Consider the following 19,061-nt stretch of genomic DNA (forward strand, 5'->3'; position numbering starts at 1 on the left):
TCCCGATCCTTCTCCCTTGCCGCCCTTCCCCCCCCCCCCCCCCCCCCCCCCCCCCCCACCCCCCCCCCCCCCCCCCCCCCACGCTCGTCGTCAGGTGCGGTTCGCGTCCACGACGTCGGGCGTTCGTTCGGTGCCTGCTGTGCCGTGGGCGGGGCGTGATGGGATGGCCTCGTGACTGAGATCTCCGAGCCCGAGCAGCCCGCGCTGCTCGGGCTCGACGACGTCCCGGCCCCGCGCACGACGGGCAGGGCGGGCAAGGGCGGCACGGGTGCGAAGCGCCGGAAGGCGGCACTGGGTGCCACGCCCGTGGCCGACGAGCTGCCGGTGGCCCGGGTCGTGCTCGACCTGCAGCCCGCGCACCTGGACCGGCCCTACGACTACCTCGTGCCCGCCACGATGGCCGACGACGCCCGGCCCGGCGTGCGCGTGCGTGCCCGGTTCGGGCCGCAGGAGGTGGCCGGGTACGTCGTGGAGCGTCGGGAGACGTCGGACCACGACGGGCGGCTCGTGCCCCTCAAGCGGCTGGTGTCCGCCGATCCCGTCCTGTCGGAGCCGGTGCTGCGCCTCGCGCGGGCGGTGGCCGACCGGTACGCCGGGACCCTCGCCGACGTCCTGCGCCTGGCGGTGCCGCCGCGGCACGCGCGCGTCGAGAAGGAGGTCCTCGCCTCCCTGACGCAGGGTGCCCCGCAGGACGCGTCTGAGGCCCCCCAGGACGCCGCGGAGGACGAGTCGGCGGGCCTCGTGACTCCTCGGGCGGTACGGGCCCTGACAGCGGGCTCCACGGCCGCGTGGGAGTCCTACCTGGGCGGGGAGGCGTTCTGCCGCCACCTGCTGGCCGGGCAGGCGCCGCGCGCGGTGTGGACGCCGCTGCCGGGACTCGCGCCGCCGACGGGCGACGGGCCCGCGCACGTGCCGCACTGGGCGGCCGCCGTCGCGCAGGCCGCGCGCTCGACCCTCGCGGGGGGACGGCGCGTCCTGGTCGTCGTGCCCGACGCCCGCGACGTGGAGCGGACGGTCACCGCGCTCACCGAGGCGGGCGTCGACGACGTGGTCCGCCTCCTCGCCGACGACGGTCCCGCCCCCCGCTACCGCGCCTTCCTGCGCGCCCGGCACGGCCTCGCCGACGTCGTCGTCGGCACCCGCGCCGCCATGTTCGCGCCCGTGCCCGACCTGGGGCTCGTCGTGCTGTGGGGCGACGGGGAGGACACCCTCGCCGAGCCGCACGCCCCCTACCCGCACGCCCGCGACGTGCTCGCCCTGCGCAGCGAGCTCGAGGGCGCCGCGTACCTGCTCGCGTCGCCCGGGCGCACCGTCCAGGCCCAGGCGCTCCTGGCCGCCGGGTGGGCGCGGGAGATCGCCGCACCGCGCGACGTCGTGCGCGCCCGTGCCCCGCGCGTGCGCGCCCTGACGTCCGTGGAGCTCGCGTCGGAGGGACCGGGTGCGGCCGCGCGCCTCCCCACGGCGGCGTGGCGGGCCGCGCGCGACGGACTGACCCGGGGTCCCGTCCTCGTCCAAGTGCCCCGCACCGGGTACCTGCCCGTCGTGGCCTGCGCCCGCTGCCGCACCGCCGCCCGCTGCGGCGCGTGCCACGGGCCGCTCGGCATGCCCCGCCACGGGTCGGCGCCCCAGTGCTCCTGGTGCGGGCGGCTCGCCGGCGGCTGGCGCTGCGACGAGTGCGGCGACACCCGGGTGCGCGCCGTGCGCGTCGGGTCGGACCGAACGGCCGAGGAGCTCGGCCGCGCCTTCCCGGGCACCACGGTGCGGGTGTCCGCCTCCAACGCCCCCGGGGGCGTCCTCGACCGCGTGGGCGCCCAGCCGGCCCTCGTCGTCGCGACCCCCGGGGCGGAGCCGGTCGCCGACGGCGGGTACGCCGCCGCCCTCCTGCTCGACGCCGCCGTGTCGACCGCCGGGACCGGGCTCGCGACCGCCACCGAGGCCCTGCACCGCTGGCTCGCCGCCGGAGCCCTCGTGCACCCCTCGCGCGCCGGGGGGCAGGTGCTCCTCGTGGGGGACGCCGCACCCGCCCCGACGAACGCCCTCGTGCGGTACGACCCCGGCGGCCTCGCCGACCGCGAGCTCGCCGAGCGCCGCGAGCTCGCGCTCCCGCCGTCGGTCCGCGTCGCCGCCGTCACCGGGGACCGGGGCGCCGTGGACGCCCTCGTGGGCCGGGTGGCGCTCGCGGGCCCCGAGACCGTCCTCGGGCCCGTCGAGCTGCCCGACGGCGCCGACCCGCGCCGCAGCGGCACCCTCGAGCCCCAGGTGCGCACCGTGCTGCGCGTCCCCCTCGCCCAAGGTGCCGAGCTCGCCGCCCAGCTGCGCGCCTCGCTCGCGGTGCGCTCCGCCCGGCGCGAGGGGGGCAGCGTCCGCGTGCAGATCGACCCCAAGGAGATGCTCTAGATGACGCAGGACGTCCCGACCGGCAGGCCGGGCCCGGAGACAGCGCGACCCGAGGATGGCCGCCCCGGGGTCGACGGTCCCGAGATCGACACCGTGGTGCTCGACTTCGGCAACGTCCTGGTCGGCTGGGACCCCTACGGCGCGTTCCCCGGCCGCTCCCGCGCCGAGGTGGACGCCTGGATGGCCGAGATCGACTTCCCCGCCTTCAACCTCGCCCAGGACGCCGGGCGCAGCTGGGCCGACGCCCGCGCCACCCTCGCCGACCGCCCCCACCTGCAGCCCCTGCTCGACGAGTACGTCGAGCGTTTCGCCGGCACCCTCACCGGCCCCGTCCCCGGCTCCGCCGAGCTCGTCGACGAGCTGCACGACGCTGGCCTGCGCCTCCTGGGCCTGACCAACTGGTCCGCCGAGCTGTTCCGCCACGCCGCCCCCGCCGCGCCCGCCACCACCCGCATGGAGCAGGTCGTCGTCTCCGGACGCGTGGGACTCGCCAAGCCCGACCCCGCGATCTTCCGCCACCTCGCCACCACCCACGACGTCGACCCCGCGCGGGCCGTGTTCGTCGACGACAGCCCCGCCAACGTCGCCGCCGCCCAGGGGGTCGGCTTCCACGTTGTCCGGTTCACCACCACCCCCGCCCTGCGCGCCGCGCTGCGCGACCTCGGGCTCCCCGTGCAGCCGTAGGGGACGTGGGAAGCCACCTCAGGTGGCAGAGGCCTCCGGCCCGCGCAGCCCCACGCAGTCCATCCGCCAGAACACGTCCGGGTACACCAGCGCCCCCGCCATCCACGGCTCGTGGCGCTCGCGGACCAGCACCTGGAACGCGGCGGGCGGGATGCGGTCCGACGGCGGGCGGAACCCGCGCGTCCCGCCCGGCACGAACCCGAACCGCGGGTAGAACCCCGGGTGCCCCTCCAGGAACACCAGCGGCTCCGCCCGGCCCGCCGTGCCCTCCAGCGCGTGCCGCACCAGCGCCGACCCGACGCCCGCCCCCTGCGCGGCCGGGACCACCGCCAGCGGGCTGAGCACCAGCACGTCCACCAGACGCCGAGGAGCGTCGAGCCACGCCCCCGTCAGCAGCACGTGCCCCACCACCTCGCCGTCCCGCTCCGCCACGAACGACAGGTCACGCCAGGCGTGCGACTCCCGCAGCGCCAGCACCAGGCGCGCGACCAGCGCACCCTCGTCACCGAACGCCGCCCGCACCACCGCCTCCACCGTAGTGATGTCCCCGGGACGCTCCCGCCGCAGGAGGAGACCTTCCCGGGGAGGGGGCGAGACCCCACCACCTTGCCCGCCGGAGGAACCTCGCCCGCGCCCGTCGACCGTCATGCGCCGCAGGCTAAGCGCCCCGGCGCTCGCGGACGCAGCGCAAATCCGCACGACTACGATCGGGTGGTGCGCCTGCTCTTCGCCGGAACCCCCGAACCCGCCGTCCCGTCCCTGCGTGCCCTCCTGGGGTCCCGCCACGAGGTCGTCGCCGTCCTGACCCGCGCCGACGCGCCCGCCGGCCGCGGCCGCCGCCTCGTGCCCAGCCCGGTCCGCCTGGCGGCCGAGGAGGCCGGCGTCCCCGTCCTCACCGAACGCCCCCGGGGCGAGGAGTTCCTCGCGACGCTGCGCGAGCTCGAGATCGACGCCGCCCCCGTGGTCGCCTACGGGCACCTGCTGCGCCCCGACGTGCTCGCCGTGCCCCGCCTCGGCTGGGTGAACCTGCACTTCTCCGTGCTGCCCGCCTGGCGCGGCGCGGCCCCCGTGCAGCACGCCGTGCTCGCCGGCGACGAGGTCACCGGCGCCACCACCTTCCTCCTCGACGAGGGGATGGACACCGGGCCCGTGCTCGGCACCGCGACCGAGACCATCCGCCCCCGCGACACCTCCGGCGACCTCCTCGGCCGACTCGCCGTCAGCGGCGCCGACCTCCTCGTCGCCACCCTTGACGCCCTGGAGGACGGGACCCTCGCCCCGCAGCCCCAGCCCGCCGACGGCGCCTCCCTCGCCCCCAAGGTGACGACCGACGACGCCCGCGTCCGCTGGGACGACCCCGCCCTCGCCGTCGACCGCCGCGTGCGCGCCGTCACGCCCGCCCCCGGGGCCTGGACCACCCTGCCGTCCACCCCCGGCCCGGACGCCGCCCCCGGCGCCCGCCTCGGCCTCGGCCCCGTGTCCCCGCGGCCCGAGGTCACCGACCTCGCCCCCGGCCAGGTGCGGGTGGGCAAGAAGGAGGTCCTCGTGGGCACCGCCACGCACGCCGTCGCCCTCGGGCACGTGCAGCCCGTGGGCAAGAAGCCCATGCCCGCCGCCGACTGGGCGCGCGGCGCCCGGGGGCTCTTCACCGGCGACGCCGACGTGCGCCTTGGGCAGGACGCCCGATGAGCGCCGAGCGGGGCTCCGCCGGCCGGGGCGCCAGGGGACCCGGCGGGAGCGGAGATCGCCGCGAGTCCTCCCGAGACTCCTTCCGGGACAGCAAGGGACGCCAGCGGGGCGCCGCGCGCTCCCGCGGCGAGACGCACCGCTCCGCCCAGGCCCCGGGGGAGCGCCGTCGCCGCACCGACCCCGCCCGCACCGCCGCCTACGACGTCCTGCGGCAGGTGGACGGCTCCGACGCGTACGCCAACCTCGTCCTCCCGCCCCTGCTGCGCGAGCGGCGCATCTCCGGGCGCGACGCCGCCTTCGCCACCGAGCTCGCCTACGGCACCCTGCGCCTGCGTGGACGCTACGACGCGATCCTCGCCCACTGCGTCTCGCGCCCCCTCGACCAGCTCGACCCCGAGGTGCTCGACGTCCTGCGGCTCGGAGCCCACCAGCTCCTCGGCATGCGCGTGCCCTCCCACGCCGCCGTCTCCGAGACCGTCGCCCTCACCCGCGACCGGGTGGGCGCCGGGCCCGCGCAGATGGTCAACGCCGTCCTGCGCGCCGTCGGACGCACCCCGCTCGACGACTGGCTCACCACACTGACCGACGAGGCCACCGACGTCGTCACCGGGCTCGCCACCACCGGCTCCCACCCCGTCTGGATCACGCGCGCCCTGCGGGAGGCGCTCGCGGGTCACGGGCGCAACCCGGACGAGCTCGGCGCGCTGCTCGACGCCGACAACGCCGCCCCCCGGGTCACCCTGGTCGCGCGGCCGGGGCTCACGGAGCCCGACGAGCTGCGCGCGCAGGCCGAGGACGCCGACGTGCGGCTCGAGGCGGGCCGCTGGGCGCCGACCGCCCTGGTGCTCGCGGGCGGCAGCGACCCGGCCGGGCTGGCCGCCGTCGCCGACGCCCGCGCGGGCGTGCAGGACGAGGGCTCCCAGCTCGTCACCCTCGCCCTCGCCGGCGCGCCGCTGGACGGGCCCGACGGTCGCTGGCTCGACCTCTGCGCGGGCCCGGGCGGCAAGGCCGCCCTCCTGGCCGCGCTGGCGGGGGAGCGGGGCGCCACCCTCGTGGCGAACGAGCTGCAGCCGCACCGCGCCCGGCTGGTGGAGCGCGCCCTGCGGGCGGTGCCGGGCGGCGTCGTCGAGCGCGTGCGCACGGGCGACGGCCGCGAGGTCGGGCACGAGGAGCCGAGCGCCTACGACCGCGTGCTGGTCGACGCGCCCTGCACCGGGCTCGGTGCGCTGCGGCGGCGCCCGGAGTCGCGGTGGCGGCGCACGCCCGCGGACCTGGGCACCCTGAGCGCGCTCCAGCGCGAGCTGCTCACCTCAGCCCTGGACGCGGTGCGGCCGGGCGGCGTCGTGGCGTACGTGACGTGCTCGCCGCACCTGGCGGAGACCCGCCTCGTGGTGGACGACGTGCTGCGCCGCCGCGACGACGCCGAGCGCCTCGACGCCCGGGCCGCGGTGCGCGGGGCGCTCGTGCCGGGCGCCGACATCGACCTCGGCGCGCAGGATGGCGGCGCAGGCGGGCTGGACGTGCAGCTGTGGCCGCACGTGCACGGCACGGACGCGATGCACCTCACGCTGCTGCGCCGCCGCGGGTAGCGACGTCGCCGGGCGGCGAGGCCGTCAGCCCAGCGACCGCTGCAGCAACATCGTGCTGACGCTGCGCCCGTGCTTGACGCCGACGTCACGCAGCACGCCCGCGACCTCGAACCCCAGCCGGCGGTGCAGGGGCAGCGAGCCTGCCGCGGCGGGGTCGTCGGCCACGACGGCGACGACCTGCCGCACCCCGGCGAGCGAGCAGGCGTCGAGCAGCGCCGAGAGGAGCCGGGTGCCGACGCCGCGGCCCTGGGCCGCGGGGGCCAGGTAGATCGTGTCCTCCACGGTGTACCGGTACGCGGCCTTGGGGCGCCAGGGGGAGACGTACGCGTACCCCACGACCTCGCCGTCGAGCTCGGCGACGAGGAAGGGCAGCCCGCGGGCGGCGAGGTCGGCGAGCCGCTGCCGCCAGACGGCGAGGTCCGGGGGCTGCTCGTCGAACGTGACGGCCGTGCCGCTCACGTACGGCTCGAGGATCGCCGCGACGGCCTGGAGGTCGTCGGTCTCGGCGGCGCGGACGACCGGCGGGGCGGACGGGGAGACGTCCGGGGAGGGCGGCCCTGCGGGGGAGGGGAGCGGTGGCACGGAGCGAGCGTAGTGGGTGCCGCGCCTAGGCTGGGCGCATGCCTGCGCTGATCAACCCGAGCATCCTGTCGGCCGACTTCGCGAACCTCGAGCGCGACCTGGGGGCCATCGCCACCGCCGACTACGCCCACGTGGACGTCATGGACAACCACTTCGTGCCGAACCTCACGCTGGGCCTGCCGATCTTCGAGCGGCTCGCGCAGGTCTCCCCGGTGCCGCTCGACGCGCACCTGATGATCGCGGACCCGGACCGGTGGGCGCCGGCGTACGCGGAGGCGGGGGCGGCGTCGGTGACCTTCCACGCGGAGGCCGCCACGGCCCCCGTGCGCCTCGCGCGCGAGCTGCGGCGCCTCGGGGCGCGGGCCGGAGTCGCGCTGCGCCCCGCGACGCCCGTGGAGCCCTTCCTGGACCTGCTCGGCGAGGTCGACATGATCCTCGTGATGACCGTGGAGCCCGGCTTCGGCGGCCAGTCGTTCATCGACGGCACGCTCCCCAAGATCCGCCGGGCGCGCCAGGCGGTGGGGGAGTCGGGGCTGGACGTCTGGATCCAGGTGGACGGGGGAGTGTCTCGCGACACGATCGAGCGAGCCGCCGACGCGGGGGCCAACGTCTTCGTCGCGGGGTCGGCGGTCTACGGCGCCGAGGACGTGCCCGGCGAGATCGCGGCCCTGCGGGAGCTGGCCTCCCGGCACTCCCACTGAGCAGCACGACGCATGGTCGGACAGCCCCGACCCCGTCGCCTCCAGGTAAAAATAGTGTGCCAAGCGCCCTGAACAACAAGGACGGACCGTCCCGAGGGACGAAACCCCGCCGGGAGGGCCGGGTCCCGGCGTCTAGGCTGGGCGGGTGAAGACGTTCGACTCCCTGTTCGCCGAGCTGACCGAGAAGGCCACCACCCGCCCCGCCGGGTCGGGGACCGTGGCCGAGCTGGACGCCGGCGTGCATGCGATCGGGAAGAAGATCGTGGAGGAGGCCGCCGAGGTCTGGATGGCCGCCGAGCACGAGACCGACGAGGCCGCTGCCGAGGAGATCTCCCAGCTGCTCTACCACCTGCAGGTGCTGATGCTGGCCAAGGGGCTGACGCTCGAGGACGTGTACACGCATCTGTGAGCGCCCGGACCGGGGCCGCACCGTCACGGTGCGGCCCCGTCGTCCGTCGCGCGCGCCCAGACGCCCGACACTCCACGACCCGATCAGAACGAGGTATCCGCTGTGCTCCGTATCGCCGTCCCCAACAAGGGGTCCCTGTCCGTCCCGGCCTCCGACATGCTGCGCGAGGCGGGCTACCGCCAGCGTCGCGACACCCGTGAGCTCGTCCTCGCCGACCCCGACAACGGGGCGGAGTTCTTCTTCCTGCGCCCGCGCGACGTCGCGGTGTACGTGGGCTCCGGCACCGTCGACGTCGGCATCACCGGGCGCGACCTGCTGCTGGACTCGGGTGCCGACGCCGTCGAGCACCTGCCGCTCGGCTTCGCGGCGTCGACGTTCCGGTTCGCCGCTCCCGCCGGCACCGTGACCGACGTCGCGCAGGTGGCCGGGCGCCGGGTCGCGTCGTCGTACGACACGCTGGTCCGCGCGTACCTGCAGGAGCGGGGGATCGAGCCCGCGGCGGTCGTGCACCTCGACGGCGCGGTGGAGAGCTCCGTGCGCCTGGGCGTGGCGGACGTCATCGCCGACGTCGTGGAGACGGGCACGACGCTGCGCGCCGCCGGCCTGGAGGTCTTCGGCGAGCCGATCCTGCGCTCCGAGGCGCTGCTGATCCGCCGCTCCGGCGCGGAGGAGCCGGCCGGGCTGGACGTCCTCACGCGCCGCCTGCAGGGCGTGATCACGGCGCACGAGTACGTGCTCATGGACTACGACGTGCCGATCGAGCTCGTCGACGCCGCCGTCGCGGTGACGCCCGGCTTCGAGTCGCCCACGGTGTCGCCGCTGCACAACGGCGAGTCGGCCGCGGTCCGGTCGATGGTGAAGCGCGCCGAGACGAACCGCGTGATGGACGCGCTCTACGAGGTGGGGGCCCGCGGCATCATCGTGACCTCCATCCACGCCAGCCGGCTCTGAGCCGGTGCCGTCCGCCGGCAGGAGCGGCGGCCGACCTGTCGAGCTCGGCACGACGGTGGCAGCGTGGTGGGCATGACGGACCCCAGGCAGCCCCGCGACACCGCCCGAGGCCGGTCGGCGCCAGACAGGTTCCGCACCTTCCGGCCCCTCTGGGGGCAGGTCGCCGCGTGGTTCGTCTGGGTCGTCGCCGGGGTGGGCAGCGTGGTGGTGGGTCTTTCCGCGAAGGGGCCGCTCGGCGCCGCGGCCGTGAACAAGGCGTCGTTCGTCGCGTTCGCCCTCGCCGTCACGTGGCTCCTGTGGCGGCTCGGCGGAGTGCACGCCGTGCCCACGCCCGAGGGTCTGCGCGTCCGTAACCTGCTGCGTTCGAGGACCCTGGTGTGGCCGGAGATCGTCGAGGTGCGGATGGGGCCGAACGACCCCTGGGTGCGGCTGGACCTGGCCGACGGCGGCACGCTAGCCGTGATGGGCATCCAGCGCGCGGACGGGGAGCGCGGGATGGCAGAGGCGCGCCGCCTGCGCGGCCTCGTCGTCAGCCTGGGCGAGGCCCCGGACCGGACCTGAGCACGGCGAGGACGCCGCGACGACGAACGCCCCCGAGCCAGCAGGCTCGGGGGCGTTCGTGCGCGGTTCCGGTGTCGTCAGGCGGTGCGGGCCGGACGGCGGTCGGTGCGCGGGCGCTCCGTGCGGGGTGCGCGACGCTCCGGCGCACCCTTGTCGAGGGAGATGCGCAGCGCCTTGCCGGCGACGTGCGCGCGGCCGATCCGGGTCATGGTCGCGTCGTCGAGCGGCCGGGTGATGTCCACCAGCGAGAAGTTCCCGAAGATGTCGATCTTGCCGATGTCGCTGCCGGACAGCCCGCCCTCGTTCGTGAGCGCCCCGACGATGCCGCGCGGCTGCGCGCCGTGGGAGTGCCCGACGGAGATCCGGTAGCGGGTCCCGTCGGCCGGGCGGCGGATGCCGCGACCCCGGTCGTCCCGGTCGGAGCGCGGGTGGCGGCCGGTCCGGTCGCCGTCCCGCTCGGTGCGCTCGGCACGGTGGGTCTCACGGGTGCGACCGCCCTTCGCCTCGGCGCGCTCCCGCTCGTGCTCCTCCTGCGCGGCACGCTGCTGGGGGCCGTCGTCGCCGACCGCGAGCGCCAGGAGGGCGGCCGCGACCTGGGTGACGTCGACGCGGGCCTCGGTACCTGCCTCGGTACCACCCTCGGCCTCGCTGTCGTCCTGCTGGGCGGCGGCCCGCTCCTGGAGCATGCGCGTGTACATCTCGAGGCGGCCGGACTCGATGCGGGTGCCGACGGCGTCGAGCAGACGGCGTGCGCGGTGCTCGGAGACGTCCCGCGGGGACGGGATCTCGACCTCGACGAGCTGGGCGCGGATGGTGCGCTCGATGTGCTTGAGCTTGCCGCGCTCGTGCGGGGTGACGAACGAGAGGGCGCGGCCGGTGCGGCCGGCGCGGCCGGTGCGGCCGATGCGGTGCACGTAGGCCTCGGCCTCGCGGGGGATGTCGAAGTTGACGACGAGCCCGATGCGGTCGACGTCGAGGCCGCGGGCGGCGACGTCGGTGGCGACGAGGACGTCGAGGGCGCCGGACTTGAGGCGCTCGACGATCTTCTCGCGTTCCTTCTGGGCGACGTCGCCGGAGATGGTGGCGGCGGAGGTGCCGCGCTCCACGAGGGCGGCGCCGACCTCCTCGGCGTCCTTGCGGGTGCGGGTGAAGACGATGGCGGCGTCGGCGTCGGAGGTGGCGAGGACGCGCACGAGGGAGCCGATCTTGTGCCGGAAGGGCACGACGGCGTAGGTCTGCTCGACGGTCGACACGGTGGACGACTGGCGGGAGACGGCGATCGCGACGGGGTCGTTGAGGTGCTGGGCGGCGACGGAGCGGATCGCGGGCGGCATGGTCGCGGAGAAGAGTGCGACCTGTCGCTTCGTGGGGGCCTGGCCGAAGATCGTCTCGACGTCCTCGGCGAAGCCCATGCGGAGCATCTCGTCGGCCTCGTCGAGGACGAGGAACTTCACGCCGTCGAGGGAGAGGGTGCCGCGCTCGAGGTGGTCCATGACGCGCCCGGGGGTGCCGACGACGACGTGGACGCCGTCGCGCAGCGCGCGCTGCTGGGGCTGGTACGGGGAGCCGCCGTACACGGAGGTGACGCGCACGCCGGGCAGGTGGGTGGCGAACGACTCGACGGCCTCGGCGACCTGGAGCGCGAGCTCACGGGTGGGGGCGAGGACGAGGGCCTGCACGTGCCCGCCGGAGACGTCGGCGGCGGGGTCGAGCGCGGCGAGCAGCGGGATGCCGAAGGCGGCGGTCTTGCCGGTACCGGTCTGGGCGACGCCGGTGATGTCGCGCCCGGCGAGGAGCTCGGGGATGGCGCGGGCCTGGATGGGCGACGGCGTGACGAAGCCGAGGTCGTCGACGGCGGCCTGCAGCGGGGCGGGGAGGCCGAGGTCGGAGAAGGTGGGCCCGGTGGGGGTCGTCTCCTCGACGGCGGGCGTCTGCTCGGGGTTCTGCTCGGGGTTCTGCTCGGTGGGCAGCGTGGAGTCAGGGGTGCTCAAGGCGGGGTCACCGTTCTGTGGGTGGTGGGGGAGGAGTCCTGCGTCGCCGAGCTGGCGACGCGGTCGCTCTGTCCCGGACACACACCAGCCCCGCTCTTGGACGGGGCGCAACGAACACGCGGGAGGCACGACGAACTCCGAAGGTGTCACCAGTCTACGGGGTGGGGGCGAGCCCCGGTTCGTGGGGGCCGGTGAGTTCGGCCACTGCGGGTGGTGCCGTGCGTAGGATGTGCGGGTGCACGAGGGCCGGGAGATCAGCAGCCGGGTCTTCACGATCCCGAATCTGGTGAGCTTGCTGCGGTTGGCACTGGTGCCCGTCTTCGCGGTGCTCATCGTGGTGGGCGAGGACGTGTGGGCCCTGGCGGTGCTGGCGTTCTCGGGGTTCACGGACTGGCTCGACGGCGTGCTGGCACGCCGCCTCGACCAGGTCACCCGGCTGGGGCAGATGCTGGACCCGGCGGCGGACCGGCTGTTCATCTTCGTCACCCTGGCCGGCCTTGCCTGGCGGGACGTGGTGCCGCTGTGGCTGCTGGTGGTCATCCTGGCGCGCGACCTGATGCTGGCGTGCCTGCTGCCGGTGCTCGCGCGGCACGGGTACGGGCCGCTGCCGGTGAGCTTCGTGGGCAAGGCGGGGACGTTCGCCCTGCTGTACGCGTTCCCGCTGCTGCTGCTCGCGACGGTGCCCGGCGCGCTCGGCTCGGCCGCCCATGTGGTGGGGTGGGCCTTCACGTGGTGGGGCGTGGGCCTGTACTGGGTGGCCGGCGCGCAGTACCTGCGCCAGGCGCGTGAGCTGGTCGGGGCCGCGAGCGCCGGTTCGGCCGCGGGCGGTGCCGAGGAGGAGCGCGCGTGACGGCGCCGGTGCGCCCGTCGGGGCGGCGTCGCCCGGACGAGTCGATGACGCTGCTGGTCGAGGTGATGGAGAAGCCTCTGGACCCGGGGTACGCGGAGGCGGCGCAGCGGCGTGCCGAGGCCGAGCGGGCGGGCCAGCCGCCGAGGCGGCGCGGGACGGGTGTGGCCCTGCTCGTGGTGCTCGCGATCGCCCTGGGGCTGCTGACGGTGTCGGCGGCGCGGCAGCTGCGAGCGCCGCAGGCGGACGTGGCCGCGGCGCGCGAGGTGCTGGAGACGCAGATCGTGGACCGGCGCGCGGAGGTGGATGCGCTGCAGCGCCGCTCGGTGGCGGCGAGCGACGAGATCGAGGCGTTGCAGCACTCCGCGCTGGCGAGCGAGGACCCCGCGCTGTTGCAGACCCTGCGGCTGGACGCGGTGGTGAGCGGTTCTGCGGCGGTCGCGGGTGAGGGCCTGGTGGTGAGCCTGTCGGACGGCGACGCAGCCCAGTCCGAGCAGGATCCCGATCCGAGTGCGCGGGTGCGGGACGCGGACGTGCAGACGGTGGTGAACGCGCTGTGGGCGGCGGGGGCCGAGGCGATCTCGGTGGACGACCAGCGCCTGACGTCCCTGTCGGCCATCCGCAACGCGGGGGACGCCATCCTGGTGGACCTGGTGCCCCTGCCCGGGCCGACCTACGTCATCCGCGCGATCGGCGACCCTGATGCGATGCAGACCGCGTACGCTCGGTCCGGCGCGCCCGCGTACCTGCAGCTCTTGGGGTCGCGCTACGGGATCGGTTCGTCCGTCACACCGCAGGGCGACCTGTCGCTCCCGGGGGTGGGCAGCCAGACCCTGAGGTATGCCGAGCCGTCGGCTGCGGGGGACTCCTCGCGGCCGGGCGCCGGGTCCAGCTCTCCGTCGTCCAGCACGCCGTCGTCCGACACCGAGGAGGAACGTCCATGATCGCCGCGATCGGGCTCGTGATCGGCGTGATCGCCGGTCTGGTGCTGCAGCCGACCGTGCCGGTGGCGCTGCAGCCTTACCTGCCGATCGCCGTCGTCGCCGCGCTGGACGCCCTGTTCGGGGGCCTGCGTGCCAAGCTCGACGGCCTGTTCGACGACAAGGTCTTCCTGGTGTCGTTCCTGTCGAACGTCCTGGTGGCGGCGTTCATCGTCTTCCTGGGCGACCAGCTCGGCGTGGGGGCGCAGCTGTCCACCGCGGTCGTGGTGGTGCTCGGCATCCGCATCTTCTCGAACGCCGCGGCGATCCGCCGCCATCTGTTCAAGGCGTGACGGGCCCGATGAGCGACCGCACGGGCGACCGCCCCGACGCCCCGGGGGACGAGGACCGCGAGGCTGCCGAGAGTGTCGAAGCCGCCGAGGCCGCGAGCGCCGGGGACACCGCGCCCGACGACGCGCCGCCCACGGGCGACGTCTCCGGTGATGCCCCGGGGCCCGAGCCTGCCGAGGCCGCCCCGACGGAGGCCGTGCCGCCCGTCGCATCGACGGACGGCCCTGCCCAGGACCCGGAGCCCCTCGTGTCGCCGGCCGAGGAGGACGACACCGACGACGCCGACGACACCGGCGACACCGGCGACACCGGCGACACCGGCGACACCGGCGACACCGGCGACACGGAGCGCGCTGACGCCGCTGACCCCGCTGACCCCGCTGACGACGCGCCACGGACGGCGGGCGCGGCGGGCGGCACCCCGAGCGGATGGCGACGGCTCGGCTCGGCCCTGCACCCGCGCGCCACCCGCTCCCAGGTGCTGGCGGGCGTGCTGTGCGCCGCCCTGGGGTTCGCGCTGGTCGTCCAGGTGCAGCAGTCCGCGTCCGACCAGCTCTCCTCGGCTCGCCAGGAGGACCTGGTACGCCTGCTGGACGAGGTGACGGACCGGGCGCAGCAGCTCGGCGACGAGGTGTCGGGGCTGGAGGCCACGCGCGACGAGCTGCGCTCCGGTACCGGCAAGGCGCAGTCCGCCCTCGAGCTCGCGCAGCAGCGGGCGGAGTCGGAGGGCATCCTCTCCGGCAGGCTGCCCGCGCAGGGCCCGGGCGTCGAGGTGACCATCCAGGACCCGGGCGGCCAGCTGCGCGCCTCGCAGATGTTCAACGTGCTCGAGGAGCTGCGCAACGCGGGGGCGGAGGTCGTCGAGCTCAACGATGTGCGCCTCGTCACGTCCACCTGGTTCGAGGACAAGGGCGACGCGATCGTCGTCGACGGCACCCGGCTCACGTCGCCGTACGAGTGGACCGTCATCGGCGACCCCGAGACGCTGGACCGCGCCCTGGAGATTCCCGGCGGCGCGCTGGCGACGGTGCGCACGGCGGGGGCGGAGGCGTCCACCACCCGGCAGGACAAGGTCACGATCACGGCCGTGACCCCGCCGCAGGAGCCGGAGTACGCGCAACCGGAGCGGGAGCAGGGCTGACGTGCGCCGACGGGCCGCCGGCACAGGGAGCGGGGTTCCCGGTCACGGCCCCGTCGGGGTAGGTTTGTCGGACGACGGCGCACGTCGGACGCACAGCCAGCCATCGACGGACACCGGTCCGGGGTCCACGACGGCGGCAGCGTCGCCCGACCCACCCGGCCCGACCTCACAGGAGGACTGATGACGGACCCCCGCGCTCTTCCGCCGCACCAGGCGGCCGCGGACACCACCGCGCACCTGGGGCGCGTGGGCGCGCCCGCGGAGGAGCAGTCGTTCCGGATCCCGCTGACCGCGGAGGAGGCGGCCGCCGTGGCGGCCCTGCCGCGGCACTCCGCGCTCCTCGTGGTGCAGTACGGGTCCGGCGCGGTCGGGGAGCGTTTCCTGCTCGACTCGGACCGCGCCGTCGCCGGCCGCAGCGAGCAGGCCGACATCTTCCTCGACGACGTGACCGTCTCCCGCAAGCATGCGGAGTTCGCTCGCGAGGGCGACCGGTTCGTCGTCCGGGACATCGGCTCCCTGAACGGCACGTACGTCAACCGCGAGCGGATCGACGCGGCCACGCTCACCACCGGTGACGAGGTGCAGATCGGCAAGTTCCGCATGTCGTTCCACGCCAGCCCGCAGGCGCCGCGGGATCCGCAGGCGCCCGCGTCGTGACGGCGGCGCAGGCCGCGCACGGCGAGGAGCCGGCCGGCCCCCAGGCGCCTGAACCGTGGCCGCGGGGCATCTCCCGCCAGGCGACGATGCGGATCTCCGACGTGCTGGGCCAGCTCGGCCCGGAGTTCCCGTCGGTGTCGCACTCCAAGCTCCGGTTCCTCGAGGACCAGGGGCTCATCGACCCCGTCCGCACGTCGTCGGGCTACCGGCAGTACAGTCCGGCGGACGTCGAGCGGCTGCGGTTCGTCCTCACCGAGCAGCGCGACTCCTACCTACCGCTGAAGGTCATCAAGGAGCGGTTGGCGGAGATGGACGCGGGGGAGCCCGCCCCCGGGCCGGCCCCGCGCCTCGCCGAGGCCGCCGGCGCGACGGAGGTGACCCGCCGCCGCTGGACCGCCGAGAGCGTGGCGGAGGCCACGGGCACCACCCCCGCGTTCGTCCAGGAGCTCGTGTCGTCGGGCGTGCTGCACTCCCGCTCCGGGAGCAGGCTCGACGCCGGGGCACCGGACGTCGTGCGCATCGCGGCACGGCTCGCGGAGCACGGCATCGAGCCGCGGCACCTGCGGTCGCTGCGCGCGTCCGCGGACCGGCACGTGGGTCTCGTGGACCAGCTCGTCGCCCCCTACCGCAGCCAGCAGACCCCGTCGGCGCGCGCCCAGGGCGCGGAGCTCGCGGCCGAGGTGGGCGAGCTCCTCGCCCGCCTGCACTCCACCTGGGTGCGGCAGGGCACCGGCGACCTCGTCTGACCTGGCGTTCCCCGCCACCGGCGGCCGCCCGCCGACGGCCACGTCCTCCCGCACGACGTGCGGCGACCGCGCGACGTACCGTGGGTCGGTGGAACCCGACGAGGCGAGCGACGCACCGATGGTCCCGGTCGAGGTCCTCGGGGTGCGCCAGCAGCAGCACGACCAGGAGATCGTGGTGCTGCTGCTCGACGCCGCGGCCAACCTCGCCGTCCCCATCGTGATCGGCGCGCGGGAGGCGTCGGCGATCGCGATGGCGCAGGCCGGCCTCGTCACCCCCCGACCCATGACCCACGACCTGCTGCGCGACCTCCTCGTCGCGGTCGGCGTGGAGCTCGAGCGGGTCGAGGTCGTCGCCCTCGACGGCGGCGTGTTCTTCGCCGAGCTCGTCCTGTCCAACGGCACCCGGCTCGACTCGCGGGCGTCGGACGCGATCGCGCTGGCCGTCCGTACTGCCAGCCCCGTGTTCTGCTCCGCGGAGGTCGTGGCCGTCGCCGGGGTCGAGGTCGTCGACGTCGAGCAGCAGCGCGAGGTCGAGAAGTTCCGCGACTTCCTCGACCACGTCACCGCCGAGGACTTCACCACTCCCGGCGGTCCCCAGGACCCCGGCGCGCCCGGCCCCCACGGGGGAGGGCGGCCCGACGACGCACCACCCTGAGACGGCGACGACGCAGGGTTCTCCCACCGTCGCGCCACGCCGAGGGCAACCCTCGACCTCGGGTCGAGCCTCAGGCTCGGCTACCGTAGGACCCGAACCTTCAACCAGTAGTCGATAGTTGAGGGTGAGGCGTGAGGTCCCCGGGCGTCGGGGAGGACGCGCGACACGCGGTCGCGCAGGCGCCGACGTCGTTGACGACCCCCCAGGGGCGTCCTAGCGTGGAGTCGAACACCAGGAGGCACAGTGAACAGCAGCGGTGAGGCAAGCGTCCCCACGGGTGCGTCGGTGCCGCACGGCGCCCAGGGCCTGCTCTTCGGCGAGGACCTCACGGAGCAGGACGCCGCCACCGGGTACCGCGGCACCACGGCGTGCCGCGTCGCCGGGATCACCTACCGTCAGCTCGACTACTGGGCGCGCACCGGCCTCGTGGAGCCGTCGATCCGTCCCGCGACGGGATCCGGCACCCACCGCCTCTACAGCTTCCGCGACATCCTCGTGCTCAAGGTCGTCAAGCGGCTCCTCGACACGGGCGTCTCCCTGCACCAGATCCGCAGCGCCGTGACGCACCTGCGGGAGCGGGGCGTCGAGGACCTCGCGCAGATCACGCTCATGAGCGACGGCGCTTCGGTGTACGAGTGCACGTCGCCCGACGAGGTCGTCGATCTCGTCCAGGGCGGCCAGGGCGTCTTCGGCATCGCCGTCGGACGCGTGTGGCGCGACATCGAGGGCACGCTGTCCGCGATGCCCACGGAGTCCCTGGAGGACGAGGAGCCGGCGCCGCACGAGGGCGACGAGCTCGCCGCCCGTCGTGCCGCGCGCACCGCGGGCTGACCCACCACCCGCAGACAGCAGAGAAGGGCCCGCCGTCTCCGGCGGGCCCTTCTCGTGCGCGGGCGGACGCGTCGAGCTGGATCAGAGCAGCGGGCGCAGGGGCGACATCAGACGCTCGGCCACCTTCGACAGCGGGTGCCGTCGCCGCCACTCGTCCAGGGTCAGCTCGCGCGAGTTGGACTCGTCCATCCGGAACGCGTCCTCGAGCTGGGTCGCCAGGCCCTCGTCGACGACCTCGAGGTTGATCTCGTAGTTCCCGGTCAGGCTCAGCCGGTCGATGTTCGCGGTGCCCACCGTGGTCCAGCGGCCGTCGATCGTCGCGGTCTTCGCGTGGATCATCGCCCCCTGGTACAGGAAGATCCGCACACCGCCGCGCAGCAGGGTGGAGTAGTGGCCCCGCGCGAGCCAGTCCGCCACCACGTGGTTGGACCGCTCCGGGACCAGGACGCGCACGTCCACCCCGCGCGCCGCCGCCGCCAGGAGGCCGGCCTGGATGTCCTCGTCGGGGATGAAGTACGCCTGCGTGATGTAGACGTGCGAGCACGCCCGGTCCATCGCGTCGAGGTAGATCCCGCGGATGGGGAAGACGAGCTCCGAGGGCGCGTTGCGCGCCGCCCGCAGCTGCGGCAGCCACAGCGACGTGCCCACGTCCTGCAGCACGGGCAGCTGCGGGCTGCGCCAGCGGTTCCAGAAGTCGACGAACGCGTTGCGCAGCTCCCACGCCGACGGGCCCGTGAGGCGCAGGTGGGTGTCGCGCCACTGCGTCGCGTACAGGGAGCCGATGTTGTACCCGCCCACGAACGCGGTGTCGTCGTCGACCACGAGGATCTTGCGGTGGTCGCGGCCAGAGCGCCGCACGTCCAGCATGAGCAGCCCGGGCCGCATCGCGGGGAAGCGGAGCATGTGCACGCCCGGCATCTCGTAGAACCGCCGCGGGACCACGAGGTTCGCGAACCCGTCGTAGACGACGTACACGGCCACACCGCGCCCGGCGGCCTCCGCGAGGGCCTGCTTGAACTGGCGGCCGACCTCGTCGTCCTTCCAGATGTACGTCTCGAGGAAGATCTCGCGCTGCGCGCCGCGGATCGACTCGAGCATCGCCTCGTAGAGGTCCGCGCCGTAGGTGTAGAGGGTCGCGGTGGTGTCCTCGACCTCGGTCGACGACGGCGGGGCGGTGGGGAACGGGGTGTCCAGCGGGTACTGGTGGCGGCGGAACCGCTCGAGCCCCATCACCGTCGCGGCCGCGGCCACCGGGACGGCGGCCGCGAGGAGCGCCCCGCGAGTCGCGTAGCGGCGCAGCGAGGGCCAGTCGATCTGGACACGGACGGGCTTGCGGAGGCGGGGAAGGCGAGGCGGCAC

Annotated in this window: 20 protein-coding genes; 16 read left to right on the forward strand and 4 right to left on the reverse strand. The window is 75.4% G+C overall.

The features are described 5' to 3' along the window. Positions 1–171: 171 nt before the first annotated feature. Together ACWF41_RS16960 and ACWF41_RS16965 are read left to right on the forward strand one after the other, a co-directional pair. A complete protein-coding gene (locus ACWF41_RS16960; RefSeq protein ID WP_380325144.1) occupies positions 172–2,397 on the forward strand; it encodes a primosomal protein N' in 2,226 nt (741 codons plus the stop codon). Then, positions 2,398–3,081 (forward strand): HAD family hydrolase, encoded by a 684-nt coding sequence (locus ACWF41_RS16965; RefSeq protein WP_380325141.1) that lies wholly within the window; start codon positions 2,398–2,400, stop codon positions 3,079–3,081. A gap of 18 nt (positions 3,082–3,099) precedes the next feature. On the opposite strand, the gene ACWF41_RS16970 is transcribed toward ACWF41_RS16965, so the two are convergent. Continuing rightward, positions 3,100–3,648: a GNAT family N-acetyltransferase gene (locus ACWF41_RS16970; RefSeq protein ID WP_380325147.1), complete on the reverse strand. Its 549-nt coding sequence runs from the start codon at positions 3,646–3,648 to the stop codon at positions 3,100–3,102. Between the two features lie 147 nt (positions 3,649–3,795). On the opposite strand from ACWF41_RS16970, the gene fmt reads away from it, so the two are divergent. Both fmt and ACWF41_RS16980 read left to right on the forward strand, forming a co-directional pair. Beyond that, complete coding sequence (gene fmt / locus ACWF41_RS16975; protein ID WP_380325138.1) at positions 3,796–4,770, forward strand: methionyl-tRNA formyltransferase; 975 nt, start codon at positions 3,796–3,798, stop codon at positions 4,768–4,770. Next, positions 4,767–6,359, forward strand: coding sequence for an RsmB/NOP family class I SAM-dependent RNA methyltransferase (locus tag ACWF41_RS16980; RefSeq protein WP_380325135.1), 1,593 nt, complete (start codon positions 4,767–4,769; stop codon positions 6,357–6,359). The genes fmt and ACWF41_RS16980 overlap by 4 nt, the downstream gene beginning before the upstream one ends. Positions 6,360–6,383: 24 nt before the next feature. Here ACWF41_RS16980 and ACWF41_RS16985 read toward each other — a convergent pair whose 3' ends face one another. Continuing rightward, entirely contained in the window at positions 6,384–6,941 is a 558-nt protein-coding gene (locus ACWF41_RS16985) for a GNAT family N-acetyltransferase (protein ID WP_380325132.1), read from the reverse strand. Positions 6,942–6,979: 38 nt separating this feature from the next. On the opposite strand from ACWF41_RS16985, the gene rpe reads away from it, so the two are divergent. From rpe to ACWF41_RS17005, 4 genes are all read left to right on the forward strand, one after another. Next, positions 6,980–7,642, forward strand: a complete 663-nt coding sequence (rpe, locus tag ACWF41_RS16990) for a ribulose-phosphate 3-epimerase (protein ID WP_380325129.1) — start codon at positions 6,980–6,982, stop codon at positions 7,640–7,642. 145 nt (positions 7,643–7,787) lie between these two features. Then, on the forward strand, positions 7,788–8,051 hold the full coding sequence (locus ACWF41_RS16995; protein WP_380325126.1) for a phosphoribosyl-ATP diphosphatase: 264 nt from the start codon (positions 7,788–7,790) through the stop codon (positions 8,049–8,051). Positions 8,052–8,153: 102 nt separating this feature from the next. Next, positions 8,154–9,002, forward strand: coding sequence for an ATP phosphoribosyltransferase (hisG, locus tag ACWF41_RS17000; protein WP_380325123.1), 849 nt, complete (start codon positions 8,154–8,156; stop codon positions 9,000–9,002). Positions 9,003–9,074: 72 nt separating this feature from the next. Next, positions 9,075–9,563, forward strand: coding sequence for a PH domain-containing protein (locus ACWF41_RS17005; RefSeq protein ID WP_380325120.1), 489 nt, complete (start codon positions 9,075–9,077; stop codon positions 9,561–9,563). A gap of 77 nt (positions 9,564–9,640) precedes the next feature. Here the strand turns inward: ACWF41_RS17005 and ACWF41_RS17010 are convergent, their stop codons facing one another. Beyond that, positions 9,641–11,554 carry a DEAD/DEAH box helicase gene (locus ACWF41_RS17010; protein ID WP_380325670.1) on the reverse strand — a complete coding sequence of 638 codons (1,914 nt, stop codon included), beginning with the start codon at positions 11,552–11,554 and terminating at the stop codon, positions 9,641–9,643. Positions 11,555–11,789: 235 nt separating this feature from the next. Here ACWF41_RS17010 and ACWF41_RS17015 point away from each other — a divergent pair, with 235 nt between their 5' ends. The 8 genes from ACWF41_RS17015 to ACWF41_RS17050 all read left to right on the forward strand — a co-directional run bounded on the left by ACWF41_RS17015 (position 11,790) and on the right by ACWF41_RS17050 (position 17,702). Then, positions 11,790–12,404: a CDP-alcohol phosphatidyltransferase family protein gene (locus ACWF41_RS17015; RefSeq protein WP_380325667.1), complete on the forward strand. Its 615-nt coding sequence runs from the start codon at positions 11,790–11,792 to the stop codon at positions 12,402–12,404. Continuing rightward, the gene (locus ACWF41_RS17020) at positions 12,401–13,345 is read left to right on the forward strand and encodes a DUF881 domain-containing protein (RefSeq protein ID WP_380325664.1); all 945 of its coding nucleotides are present in this window, start codon (positions 12,401–12,403) and stop codon (positions 13,343–13,345) included. The genes ACWF41_RS17015 and ACWF41_RS17020 overlap by 4 nt, the downstream gene beginning before the upstream one ends. After that, the gene (locus tag ACWF41_RS17025; RefSeq protein WP_380325661.1) at positions 13,342–13,674 is read left to right on the forward strand and encodes a small basic family protein; all 333 of its coding nucleotides are present in this window, start codon (positions 13,342–13,344) and stop codon (positions 13,672–13,674) included. Before ACWF41_RS17020 ends, ACWF41_RS17025 begins: the two co-directional genes overlap by 4 nt. Positions 13,675–13,682: 8 nt before the next feature. Then, positions 13,683–14,813, forward strand: a complete 1,131-nt coding sequence (locus ACWF41_RS17030) for a DUF881 domain-containing protein (RefSeq protein ID WP_380325658.1) — start codon at positions 13,683–13,685, stop codon at positions 14,811–14,813. A gap of 180 nt (positions 14,814–14,993) precedes the next feature. Next, positions 14,994–15,470, forward strand: a complete 477-nt coding sequence (locus tag ACWF41_RS17035; protein ID WP_380243804.1) for an FHA domain-containing protein — start codon at positions 14,994–14,996, stop codon at positions 15,468–15,470. Further along, positions 15,467–16,216, forward strand: coding sequence for a transcriptional regulator FtsR (gene ftsR / locus ACWF41_RS17040; protein WP_380325655.1), 750 nt, complete (start codon positions 15,467–15,469; stop codon positions 16,214–16,216). The genes ACWF41_RS17035 and ftsR overlap by 4 nt, the downstream gene beginning before the upstream one ends. Before the next feature lie 118 nt (positions 16,217–16,334). Beyond that, positions 16,335–16,871: a bifunctional nuclease family protein gene (locus tag ACWF41_RS17045; protein WP_380325673.1), complete on the forward strand. Its 537-nt coding sequence runs from the start codon at positions 16,335–16,337 to the stop codon at positions 16,869–16,871. A 243-nt stretch (positions 16,872–17,114) separates the two neighbouring features. Next, entirely contained in the window at positions 17,115–17,702 is a 588-nt protein-coding gene (locus tag ACWF41_RS17050) for a MerR family transcriptional regulator (RefSeq protein WP_380325652.1), read from the forward strand. Between the two features lie 81 nt (positions 17,703–17,783). Here ACWF41_RS17050 and ACWF41_RS17055 read toward each other — a convergent pair whose 3' ends face one another. Then, complete coding sequence (locus ACWF41_RS17055) at positions 17,784–19,061, reverse strand: phospholipase D-like domain-containing protein (protein WP_380346928.1); 1,278 nt, start codon at positions 19,059–19,061, stop codon at positions 17,784–17,786.

This window comes from Isoptericola sp. NPDC055063 (genome assembly GCF_053608125.1).

Coding starts and splice junctions, on each gene's coding strand:
- ACWF41_RS16965 (WP_380325141.1), top strand. CDS start 2,398: ATGACGCAGGACGTCCCGACCGGCAGGCCGGGCCCGGAGACAGCGCGA.
- ACWF41_RS16980 (WP_380325135.1), top strand. CDS start 4,767: ATGAGCGCCGAGCGGGGCTCCGCCGGCCGGGGCGCCAGGGGACCCGGC.
- rpe (WP_380325129.1), top strand. CDS start 6,980: ATGCCTGCGCTGATCAACCCGAGCATCCTGTCGGCCGACTTCGCGAAC.
- ACWF41_RS17005 (WP_380325120.1), top strand. CDS start 9,075: ATGACGGACCCCAGGCAGCCCCGCGACACCGCCCGAGGCCGGTCGGCG.
- ACWF41_RS17025 (WP_380325661.1), top strand. CDS start 13,342: ATGATCGCCGCGATCGGGCTCGTGATCGGCGTGATCGCCGGTCTGGTG.
- ACWF41_RS17030 (WP_380325658.1), top strand. CDS start 13,683: ATGAGCGACCGCACGGGCGACCGCCCCGACGCCCCGGGGGACGAGGAC.
- ACWF41_RS17035 (WP_380243804.1), top strand. CDS start 14,994: ATGACGGACCCCCGCGCTCTTCCGCCGCACCAGGCGGCCGCGGACACC.
- ACWF41_RS17045 (WP_380325673.1), top strand. CDS start 16,335: ATGGTCCCGGTCGAGGTCCTCGGGGTGCGCCAGCAGCAGCACGACCAG.